Raw genomic sequence first — 11,501 nt, 5'->3', positions numbered from 1 at the left:
GGAGTCAAGGCAGGAGCTTCGCTGCGCGCCCGCGTGTTTTTTGACGGAACTTTACCCGGCCAGCAGGGTCCACCCCCCATTCTTTGCTATTTCCATGTCTGATAAACGCCCGCCCGCCCTTGGTTTCATCTTCGTCACCATTCTCATCGATGTGATTGGGCTGGGCATCATCATTCCGGTGGTGCCCAAACTCATTCAGCAGCTTACCGGCGAGGGGCTGAGCCGGGCTTCGGAGTACTCGGGCCAGCTCACGTTTGCCTACGCGGCGGCGCAGTTTTGCTTCGCGCCCGTGATGGGCGGGCTCAGCGACAAGCTGGGGCGGCGGCCGGTGCTGCTGGCCGCCCTGTTGGGCCTGGGGCTTGACTACATCTTTTTGAGCTTTGCCCCTACCCTGGCGTGGCTGTTTGTGGGGCGCGTGGTGGCGGGCATCACCGGGGCCAGCTTCACCACGGCCACGGCCTACATCGCCGACATCAGCACGCCCGAAAAGCGGGCCCAGAACTTTGGGCTGGTGGGCGCGGCCTTCGGGGTTGGCTTCATTGTGGGGCCGGCCATTGGCGGGTTGCTGGCAGGTTTTGGTTCGCGGGTGCCGTTTATGGTGGCGGCGGGGCTGAGCTTGTGCAATTTTTTCTACGGCTACTTTGTGCTCCCCGAGTCGCTGCCCGCCGACAAGCGGCGCCCCTTTGAGTGGCGCCGTGCCAACCCCGTGGCCTCGCTGCTGCGGCTGGGGCACTACCCGGCCATTCTGGGGCTGGTGGCGTCGCTGGTGCTGCTGTACTTGGCGGGCTCGGCCACGCAGTCGGTGTGGTCGTTCTACACCATGCTCAAGTTTGGCTGGACGGAAAAGCTGGTGGGCATTTCGCTGGCGGTGGTGGGCCTGTTTTCGGGCCTCGTGCAAGGCGGACTGGTGCGCGTGGCCATCCCGAAGCTGGGCGCCGCGCGGGCCATTGTGGTGGGGCTGCTGTGCTACACGGTGGGCTTTGTGCTGTTTGCCTTCGCGTCGCGGGGCTGGCTCATGCTGGCTTTTCTGGCGCCCTACTGCCTGGGCGGCATCTCGGGTCCGGCGCTGCAAAGCACCATTTCGGGCCAGGTACCGGCCAACGAGCAGGGCGAGCTGCAAGGCGCGCTCACCAGCCTCATCAGCGCCACGGGCGTGGTGGGTCCTTTGCTGATGACGTATTTATTTGGCTATTTCACGCGGCCGGCGGCGCCGGTTCAGTTTCCGGGGGCGCCGTTTTTGCTGGGGGCCGTGCTGGCCCTGGCCAGCGTGCTGCTGGCGGTGCGCTCGCTGCGCCGGCACCCGCCGGTGGATGCTTTGGCAACATCGGCCAAAGCCCTGCCGGCGCATTAGCGGGGCTACGGCCGGCTTGCAAATCGCACCCACAGCGCTGCAAACCACGTAGTCTACCCACCGCAGTCCTTTTCGCTTATGCCTACCGACATCCCCGCGCCACTCATTGACTTTTCGCACCGCGCCGACCTCGACATCCTCGTGAGCCGCTGGGCCTACCAGCCGCACCCGCGCGAGCTGCCGGCCGTGTACCAGCAAATGACCGACCGGGCCCTGCAGGAAAAGGCCCGTTTCTGGCTCCAGGACATTCGGCGCCGCACCATGAACGACCCGGAAACCACGCTCTGGCTGCTCAACGTCTACTTTCCCGACATGGCCCGCCGCCTGGGGGGCCGCCTCTACGTGGCTTACCTGGTGGGCCCGGCCCTGCACGAGTCTATCGTCAGCCAGCCGGGCTACGTATCGGCCGAAGCATACGACGACAAGCCTTACGCCATCTCTTTTTTCGGGGACGAAGGGGCCGCCATTCGCTGGCTGCAGATTCAGCAGACCGACAAGGTGCACTAACAAGCCCATACGCTCTCCCGCGTTCCCCTCACCCCCGGCCCCTCTCCCCAGGAGAGGGGAGCTACGGCGGCGCTAGCGTCAACTTTCGCCTGCACTCGTCAGGCTCCCCTCTCCTGGGGAGAGCGGCCGGGGGTGAGGTCCCGTGGGAATGGACAAAAATTATTTCCATCCAAAAAGCGCGTTTTCCCGGTGGAAAACGCGCTTTTTCATTTTACTGCAACCTATTATCTCAACACTCGTTTGCCTAATTACGAAATTATCGTAGATTTACGACACAATCGTAATTGCTGTTATACCAAATCCAATGGAACGCCTCACCCAACCCGAAGAAGATGCCCTGCGCGTGCTGTGGTCGCTGCCCAATGGGGGCTTTGTGAAAGACGTGCTCGACGGGCTGCCGGCGCCGCGCCCGCCCTACACCACGCTGGCCAGCACCCTGCGCAACCTGGAGCGCAAGGGCTACGTGCGCAGTGAAAAGCTGGGCAACTCCTACCGTTTTGTGCCGCTGGTGTCGGCCGACGACTACCAGCGCCGCTCGCTGGGCACGCTGGTGAAGCAGCACTTCCAGAACTCTTATAAGGAGCTGGTGTCGTTTTTCGCGCAAGAGGATAAAATCAGCGCGGAGGATTTGCAGGAGATTATCAAGCTCATCGAAAGCAAAAAGAACCGGTAGCCATGTCGCCCGCCCTCCTCTACTTGCTGAAGGCCAACGTGGCGCTGCTGCTGTTTGCGGCGGCTTATTTCGGGCTGTTGCGCCGGCTCACCTTTTTCCGGCTAAACCGCTTTATTCTGCTGTTTGCGCTGGTGTTTTCGGCGGCTTACCCGGCCCTGCCCTTGCCCGCGCTGTTTCCGGCCGCCACCAGCGTGCCGCTGGTGGTCGTGGCAACCGAATACGCGCCCGTCGGCAGCGCCGCGGTGCCCCCCACCGCAACGCCTATTGACTGGGAGGCCATGGCCTTGTGGCTGTACGGCGCCGGGGCCGCGGTGCTGCTGGGCCGGCTGCTGGTGCAGCTGCTGTCGCTGTGGCGGGTGCGGCACGCCTCGCGGCCGGCGGTGGTGCAGGGGCAGCCGGTGCGGGTGCTGACGGGAGCAGTCAGCCCGTTTTCATTTTGGCAAACCATTTACCTGAACCCTGGGCAGCACCCGGCATCGGAGCTGGCCGCGGTGCTGCGCCACGAGCAAGTGCACGTGCGCCAGTGGCATACCCTGGACGTGCTGCTGGCCCAAGTGGTCCAGGCGCTGGGCTGGTGCAACCCGGCAGCGTGGCTGCTGCGCCGCGCCCTGCTCGACAACCTCGAATACCTGGCCGACCAGGCCGCTTTGCAAACCGGCCTCGACCGCCAAGCTTACCAGTACAGCCTGCTCCGGCTGAGCGGCGGGGCCGCGGTGCCGGCTTTGGTTACTCATTTCACTTTTCCAACCCTCAAAAACCGCGTTGCCATGATGAATACTCCGCTTTCTTCGCCTGGGCAGTTGGCCCGTTATTTCGTGGCCGTGCCGGCGGTGCTGGCCGTGGCCCTCAGCTTCTCGGCAGCGCAGGTGCAGGCCCAAGGAGCCGGGCCGGTGCTGCCCGCCAAGGCCGCTGCTACGCCCGTGGCCAAGGCGCCCACCGCGGCGGCGGGTGCAGATATGCCGCCCGCCGTGCGGGCCTACCTCGACAAACACTACCCCCAGGCCCAGTTGGCGAGTTGGACGTCGTTGCAGGAAAGGAATAGCGTGGCGCCAGGTTTTCAGTACATGGCGGTGATTGTGGACGGCGGCCAGCGGCAGCAGCTGTATTTCGACGCCGCGGGGCAGCCGGCAGTGGTGGGCATCCGGAAGTCGCAACCGCAACCAGCCAAACCTCGCAGCAAAGCCACCACGGTAAGGCTTAAGCCGGCCACCCCAGTACAAGGCAGCCTTGCGAAGCCCAACGGCCCGCCGCCCGTTTACTACCTCGACGGCCAAGCCGCGGGCCCGAACATCAATGACATTAACCCAAAGGACATTGCGTCGATAAGCATATTCAAGGGCGAGCAGGCGCGTCAGGTGGCCGGCGAAGCGGGTGCCGGGGGTGTAATAGTGGTTACGAGTAAGCGAAACCAGGAAAATCCTGAAGTACGGGCCTTCAACGAGAAATTCGGCGTGGCCGTAAGCGCCTCCGCTCCTGCCGCAGCCCCCGAACAACCCAAGCGCGTGGCTTACCTGGCCGCGCCAGCCCTGGCGTACATCACCAAAACATACCCGGAAGCCCGACTGCTGGGTGTGAAGGAGTTGCAGGCTACTGACGGCACGCCGCAATATCAGGCCGAGATTGTAATTGGGCGGCGGCCAGGGTACCTGGTGTTTGACAAACAAGGCAATTTTATTTCTGAATCATACACGGCTCGCTAGGCCAGCGGACCAGTTGAGACAAGCAGCACAGTCCAAGCCGGGCGGGATTACCCCGCCCGGCTTTTTGTTTGAAGGCGTGGCCATGTTTTCAGGACGAAGGCACGGCGCAAACCATGAAAAAGTGGGAACGTAGAAGATGTACTCTTACTTCAGCGGCAAGATTTGCGTAGGGCCTCCTGTATGTCCCACTCCCCGGTCGTCCATCCCAGCGAAGAACGCGTGTTTCTAGCTGCCTGCCTAGCTCACATCAAGCGCGCCGACGGCAGTCAGGCCAAAGATTGGTTCCTGGCCGATACGGCCCGGCGCGGGGCGGCGGAACTGCTGCGCAAGTACCTGGCGTCTCCCTTGCTGTCCGACGTGCTCACCGAACGAGCCCACGCGGCCATGGAAGACTTGCGAAAGACTGCCCCGTACCCACAGGGTTGGCTGGCTACTCAATCCCAGGCAGAGCGGGTGCTGCCCGTTGCAATCCAGTTGCTCTACGTGCTGGCGTCTACTTAACCCAAGTTACGGAGTGCCCCGGTGAGCCCCAGGGGGGCGGCATGTCGGTAGACCATCCGGCAGTTAAGCACGGCAAAGCCCCAGGGGGGCGGCATTCGTTCCCGCAAGTGTCGCCCACCTGGGGCTTTATCACCCCAACCCGTACGGCCTTTGCTGCCCACATGCTGCCCCTCCGGGGCTCACCAAACTACTTCGCAACTTGGGTTACTTAGGCAATGGCCCAAACGAAAAGCGGGACGCCCGTAGTTGCGTAGCGGAAATTCGGGGGCAGGAGTTAGCAGGTGCTATCCAGGATGCTGATGCAGCCTGGGGCGCTTGCAGTCGTCTTTTCCGCTACTTTGCGTCTGTCAACCCTGTTTTTGCTTCCATGAAGAAACGCTATTCCCGCCCCTGGCTGGCAGCGGCCACGCTGGTCTTGGCCAGTTGCGCCGGCACCAAGCCCACCACCGTTGCCACCACGCCTACAGCCGCTGCACCTGCGCCGGTCGAATCATTCCCGCCCGGCGTGGGCCTCGACATGGCCGACATTGACCGCACGGCGAATCCCTGCGGTGATTTTTACCAATTCTCGGGTGGCAATTGGTTGAAGAACAACCCCATTCCGAGCTACGCTTCCAGCTGGGGGCCGCGCAACCTGCTCGGCAACCGCACCCAGGAAACGCTGCGCCGCATTCTGGAAGAGGCTGCTACCAACCGCAACGCCGCGCCCGGCAGCAACGCCCAAAAAGTGGGCGACTTCTACGCCGCTGCTATGGACACCGTGGCCATTGAGCAGGCCGGCCTCAAGCCACTGCAGCCGGAGCTGGACCGCCTGGCCGCCGTGCGCGACAAGGCCGCGCTGCGCGCCGCCATCGTGCGCCTGCAGAACCTGAACACCGGTGTTTTCTTCCGCGGCGGCGTGGACGTGGACGAGAAAAAGACCACCGAATACGCGGTGCAGTTTGGCCAAGGCGGCCTCACGCTGCCCGACCGCGACTTCTACTTCAAAAACGACCCGCGCACCGAAAAGGTGAAAACGGCCTACCGGGCCTACATGACGGAGGTGTTCGGACTACTAGGCGACGCTCCGGCCGTGGCCCAGCGCAACGCCGCCACGGTAGAGCGACTGGAAACCCGGCTGGCCAAGGCCTCGCGCAACCGCGTGGAGCTGCGCGACCCGCAGTCGAACTACAACAAAATGACCGTGGCGGCCGCCCAAAAGCGCTACTCGGCCCTCGACCCCAAAAAGCTGCTGGCCGACATGCAGCTCGGCAAGGCGCAGGAAATCATCATCGGGCAGCCCGCGTTTTTTGACGAGGTGAACGCCGTGTTGAAAACCGAGCCGCTGGCCGACCTCAAAACGTATATGCGCTGGCATCTGGTGCGCTCGGTGGCCCCGGCCCTACCGGCAGCCTACGCCGACGCCGCCTTCCGCTACAACCAGGCCCAGACCGGCGCCAAGCAACAAGCCACCCGCTGGAAGCGCATGCAGGCTGCCACCGACCAGACCCTGGGCGAGGCGTTTGGCCAACTGTACGTGGAGCAAGCTTTCCCACCCGAGGCCAAAGCCAAGGCCCTGGAAATGGTGAACAACGTCAAATCGAGCATGGCTGAGCACATTCGGACCAACACCTGGATGAGCGAGCCCACCAAAGCAGAGGCGTTGAAAAAGCTGAACGCGCTGCGCGTGAAAATCGGTTACCCCGACGTGTGGAAGGACTATTCGGCCCTAAAAATCAGCCGCGAGAGCTACCTGAAGAACATTCTGGCGGCGCGCCAGTGGGCCAACAAGCGCGAGACCGCCAAATTTGGCGGGCCCATCGACCGCAACGAATGGGCCATGACGCCGCCCACCATTAACGCGTATTACAACCCGCCACTCAACGAAATCGTGTTTCCGGCTGGCTACCTTCAGCCGCCCTTCTTCGACCCCAAAGCCGACGATGCCATCAACTATGGCGCCATTGGTGGGGTGATGGGCCACGAAATCACCCACGCCTTCGATGACCAGGGCCGCCAGTACGACTCGGAAGGCAACCTGCGCGACTGGTGGACACCCACCGACGCGGCCGAATTCACGAAGCGCGCGGAGGTGGTGGGCCGGCAGTACGACGCCTTCACGCCCCTCGATTCGGTGCATGTGAACGGGAAGCTGACCATGGGCGAGAACCTGGCCGATTTTGCCGGCCTCACCGTGGTGTACGGCGCCCTGCAAAAGCAGCTGCAGCAGCGCTATGGCAACGGCCCGCGCCCGAAGTTCGACGGCTTCACGCCCGAGCAGCGCTATTTCCTGAGCTGGGCCCAGCTGCGCCGCACCAACATCCGGCCCGAAGCCCTGCGCCAGCAAATCCTGACGGACCCGCACTCGCCCGGCCAGTACCGCACCATCGGCCCGCTGATGAACATGCCGCAGTTCCAGCAGGCGTTCGGCTGCAAGGAGGGTGATAAGATGGTGCGGCCCACGATGGAACGGGCCGTGATTTGGTAAGATATTTTTCTCATTGAACCAGCTTCGGCATTGCGTTCGATAGGTAAAAAGTAAAGAAGGGCCCCCGCTACGGCGGGGGCCCTTCTTCGTTGTGCGCAGGTCATTCCTGTGATTCATTCAATCAGCCGCTAACAACATTTTGGCCTTGCTCACCTATCGGCAACGGTTGTGTACCTATCACAATCGTTGCCGATAAAAACATTACATAAAGCACTGAAAAAACGATAGTTAATGATTAAACCAGAACTATACTTTTAAAGTAATGGCCGGGACATTTGCTCCCGGGCAGCCATCATTTTCATCCTTTTATCCCACCCAACCCATCTTCCTATGAAGAAACTTCAACGCGTTATTTTTACGCTGGTGGCGGCCTTTAGCGGCCACCTCACCCTTTCGGCCCAGAACGCGCCCGTGCGCTTTGAAGCCGAAACCGGCGTCTCGGCCGGGGCGCCCATTACCGTGGGCACCAACGTGGCCGAGCAAGGCGACTGGGACTTCCGCACCATTGCTTCTACTGGCTCGGCACCGGCCATCACGTATGCCACTGCGCTTACGGATGTGGCATCCATTGTGGGCGGTGGCGCCTTTCCCGGCAACGATAACCGGGTCTTGTCCTACACTATTACGTTCCCCGGCCCCGGCACTTACGACCTGTACGCCCGCATTCGGGTGGGCACCACCGGGGGCGGAGCGAACGACGACAGCTTCTTCATCGGCCGGGGGTTTGGTGCCAAGGCACCGGCCGCGGCCGGCGACTGGCTTAATCTGAACGGCCTGAACGTGGTGGGCTACAACACGCCCACGCTGGCCGTGGACGGCGGGGGCGGCATCACGACCAACGCCTGGAAATGGGTAAACCTGTCTAAGTTCACGGGCAACGGCACGGTGCCCATCACCTACACCGTCACGGCGGGTAGCCTGACCCAAACCATTCAGATTGGGGCCCGCGAGGACGGGCTGGATTTCGATAAGTTTGTTTTTGGCCAAACCGGCCTGTTTTTCACCGTTGCTAACCTCGACGCCGGCCAGCAGGGTTCGACCACGGCGCCAGTGCCGTTCACGCCCACCGGCACGCCCATTGCCACGGGCAAGCCTAAGTACTTGGGCTCGGCCTACAGCCAGGCACAAGCGCCCTTTTTCGGGGTGTACTGGAACTCAGTAACCGCAGAAAACGGCGGCAAGTGGGGCGTTGCCGAACCTACCCGCGACGTGTTTAACTGGGCAGACCTGGACGCTGCTTACGCGCAATCCCAGGCTGTAGGCGGCCCATTCCGCCTGCACACCCTGATTTGGGGCACTCAGCAGCCCACCTGGATTGCCAGCTTGTCGCCCGCCGACCAATTGGCAGAAATCGAAGAATGGTACGCCGCCTTGGCGGCCCGCTACCCCAAAATCGAATTAATTGACGTGGTGAACGAGCCCACCCACCAGCCCCCCACGGGCGCATCCGGCCCCGACGGCGGTGGCTACATCAACGCCTTGGGCGGCAGCGGCACCACCGGCTGGGACTGGGTCATCAAATCCTTCGAACTAGCGCGCCAGTATTTTCCCAAATCCAAGCTGATGCTGAATGAGTACAGCGTGGAAAACGAACGCAACCGGGCGGCCACCTATGTCGTCATTGCCAATTTACTGAAGGCGCGCGGCCTCATCGACGCCATCGGTATTCAGGGTCACTCGTTCTCGCTGCTGCCCACCTCCACGGCCTCCATCCAAAGCAACATGGCCACGCTGGCGGCCACCAACCTGCCGCTTTACATCACGGAATTTGACCTGGATGGCTTGAATGACGCCCAGCAGCTGCTTGACTACCAGCGCATCTTCCCACTGTTTTGGGAGAATCCGGCCGTGCGCGGCATCACCATGTGGGGCTACCGCGTGGGCCACTGGCGCACCGCCCAAGGCGCCAACATTGCCAACGCCGACAACACCGAGCGCCCGGCTCTGGCCTGGCTGCGCACCTACGTGGCCGGTACCTACACTGCGCCCATGTGGACCGGCAACACCAGCAGCGCCTGGGGCACGGCCAGCAACTGGATAACCGGCGACGGCGCCCCTGCCAACGCGGCCGCGTCGTCGGCCATTGCCTACACCCTACCCACTGCCAACGACGACGCCTTTTTCCCCGGCTACACCGCCAACCAGCCCGTGGTGAGCAGCGCCCAGGCCATCCGCAACGTCACACTGTCGGGGGCGGCCGCTTCGCTCACCACCGCCAACGGCGGCGTGCTCACCATGACCGGCAACCTGACCAACAACGGCGGCACGCTGGCCGGCAGCGGTACCGGCACCGTGGTGCTGGCCGGCACGGCCGCCCAGACCATTGGTGGCACCAGTGCTTCCAACTTCCAGAACCTGACCGTGGGTTCCGCCTCGGCCAGCTTGTCTGCCCCCGCGGGCGTGCGCCAACTGCTGACGCTGAATGGCAACCTCACCACCAACGGGCGGGCGTTTACGCTGTTTTCTGACGCCTCTGGCACGGCCATGGTGGTGAATACCTCCGGCGCCGTGGTGGGCAATGCCACCGTGCAGCGCTACATCACGCCCAGCAACCCCGGCCTGGGCTACCGCCACTATTCGGCGCCGGTAGCGGCCACCACGGTGGCCGACTTGACTACTGCCAGCTTCACGCCGGTGGTCAATCCGGCCTATAACACGGCGGCCAATCCTTCGCTGGTGACGCCTTTCCCCACGGTTTTCGGCTACAACAGCGCCCGCCTGACGGCCTCAGCCGCACCGCTGACCAGCGCTTTCGACTACGGCTGGGAGTCTCCTAATGCACTGAACGACGTGATGACGCCCGGCCAGGGCTACACCGTGAACCTGAGCGGCACGCAGCTGGTCGATTTCGTGGGCACGCTCAACAACGGCCCCATCAGCCGCACGGGCCTTTCGCGCAGCGCGCAGGCGGAGTCGGGCTGGCAGCTCTTGGGCAACCCCTACCCCGCGCCTCTCAACTGGGACGCCGTGAGCACCACGGGCCTGGATGCAGCCGTGTACGTTTACCGCTCAACCGGCCAGTACGCGGGCACTTACTCCAGCTACGTACCGGGCGGCGCCAGCACCAACGGCGGCACCCGCGACATTGCCGCCATGCAAGGCTTCTTCGTGCGCACCACGTCGACGGCCACGCCCGGCGCCATCAACTTTGCCAATACGGCGCGGGCCACGACCTACCTCAACCCAGTATTTCAGCGCACCACCAGCACCGACCCGCTGGTGCGGCTGGACCTAAGCGGCGCCACCGGCCCTTCGGATGAAGCCGTGGTGTACTTCAACAGCAGCGCCACGGCCGGCTTCGACGCTCAAGCCGATGCCTACAAGCTGACCGCCGGCGGCACGCCCGTGCTGGCCAGCGAGTTGAGCGCCACGGCCCTGCTTTCCATCAACGCACTGCCCGCTTTGGGCACGACCGATGTGCTGGTACCCCTGCGCGTACAAGCACCGCAAGCGGGCCGCTACACCCTGCGCGCCACCGAGCTGCTGAACCTGCCCACCGGCCTAAACGCTTACTTGCGCGATGCCCAGTCGGGCACCCAGTTCGACCTGAGCCAGAGCAGCGGCTACGCCGTCGACCTGCTGGCGGGTGTGGCCGCCACTGGCCGCTTCACGCTGGTGCTGACGTACAACCGCGTGCTGGGCACGGCCCCAGCGGCCATCAGCCAGCAAGTGGCAGTATTCCCCAACCCCGTGCACGGCAACAGCGTCTCGCTGAGCCTCCCAGCCACTCTGCGTCAGCAAACCGTGGAAGTCATGCTGCTCAACGCCTTAGGCCAAACCGTAGCTCGTCAGACCCTGCCGGCTAACACCGACGCCGTGCGCTCGCTAAATCTGCCCAGCCTTGCCTTGGGCGTGTACACGGTGCGGCTGCAAACGGCAGCAGGCACCATCAGCAAGCGTCTGACCGTCAATTAAGCCTTGTTTCCGCAGCGCGCTTGAGCCGTTTGTGCCCAGGCGCGCTGGGGAAATTACAGTCACTTTCTCCTCTCTGATTTATGAAGAAACATACTTTCTTGCGCTTGACGCTGGCTGCGGCTGCGCTCTGGCTTTCTACGGGTACTTTTACCACAGCTCAGGCCCAGCCGGGCACCGGCGGCCCCACCCCGGGCACTCCTGCTACTCCCGACCCTACCGCTGTGCCCATTGATGGCGGCGTGAGCTTGTTGGTAGCGGCGGGCGTGGGCTTGGGACTTCGCCGCCTGCGCCGCAAACGCACCGCGTAGCGCAACTTACTCAGCATAAAAAAGGCGCCCTGTTTATCACAAGGCGTCTTTTTTATATACTATCAGTACAAAATTCGCA

At 63.1% G+C, this 11,501-nt stretch carries 8 protein-coding genes; all 8 read left to right on the top strand.

Features of this window, described 5'->3' with window-relative positions; genetic code table 11:
* The first annotated feature begins 94 nt into the window (after positions 1 to 94).
* Positions 95 to 1,351 (top strand): TCR/Tet family MFS transporter, encoded by a 1,257-nt coding sequence (locus VF629_RS25025; RefSeq protein WP_331061252.1) that lies wholly within the window; start codon positions 95 to 97, stop codon positions 1,349 to 1,351.
* Positions 1,352 to 1,429: 78 nt separating this feature from the next.
* Positions 1,430 to 1,858, top strand: coding sequence for a hypothetical protein (locus VF629_RS25020; RefSeq protein ID WP_331061251.1), 429 nt, complete (start codon positions 1,430 to 1,432; stop codon positions 1,856 to 1,858).
* Between the two features lie 304 nt (positions 1,859 to 2,162).
* Positions 2,163 to 2,531 carry a BlaI/MecI/CopY family transcriptional regulator gene (locus VF629_RS25015; protein WP_331061250.1) on the top strand — a complete coding sequence of 123 codons (369 nt, stop codon included), beginning with the start codon at positions 2,163 to 2,165 and terminating at the stop codon, positions 2,529 to 2,531.
* A gap of 2 nt (positions 2,532 to 2,533) precedes the next feature.
* A complete protein-coding gene (locus VF629_RS25010) occupies positions 2,534 to 4,231 on the top strand; it encodes a M56 family metallopeptidase (protein WP_331061249.1) in 1,698 nt (565 codons plus the stop codon).
* A 180-nt stretch (positions 4,232 to 4,411) separates the two neighbouring features.
* Positions 4,412 to 4,732: a hypothetical protein gene (locus VF629_RS25005; RefSeq protein WP_331061248.1), complete on the top strand. Its 321-nt coding sequence runs from the start codon at positions 4,412 to 4,414 to the stop codon at positions 4,730 to 4,732.
* Between the two features lie 367 nt (positions 4,733 to 5,099).
* Positions 5,100 to 7,199: a M13 family metallopeptidase gene (locus VF629_RS25000; protein WP_331061247.1), complete on the top strand. Its 2,100-nt coding sequence runs from the start codon at positions 5,100 to 5,102 to the stop codon at positions 7,197 to 7,199.
* Positions 7,200 to 7,529: 330 nt separating this feature from the next.
* Positions 7,530 to 11,114, top strand: a complete 3,585-nt coding sequence (locus tag VF629_RS24995; RefSeq protein ID WP_331061246.1) for an endo-1,4-beta-xylanase — start codon at positions 7,530 to 7,532, stop codon at positions 11,112 to 11,114.
* Between the two features lie 80 nt (positions 11,115 to 11,194).
* Positions 11,195 to 11,422 carry a PID-CTERM protein-sorting domain-containing protein gene (locus VF629_RS24990; protein WP_331061245.1) on the top strand — a complete coding sequence of 76 codons (228 nt, stop codon included), beginning with the start codon at positions 11,195 to 11,197 and terminating at the stop codon, positions 11,420 to 11,422.
* Positions 11,423 to 11,501 lie beyond the last annotated feature (79 nt).

It is taken from the genome of Hymenobacter sp. (assembly GCF_036388155.1).
GTDB lineage: Bacteria > Bacteroidota > Bacteroidia > Cytophagales > Hymenobacteraceae > Hymenobacter.
Note: the sequence above shows the minus strand (reverse complement) of the source record. Positions and strands in the feature narration are given on the sequence as shown.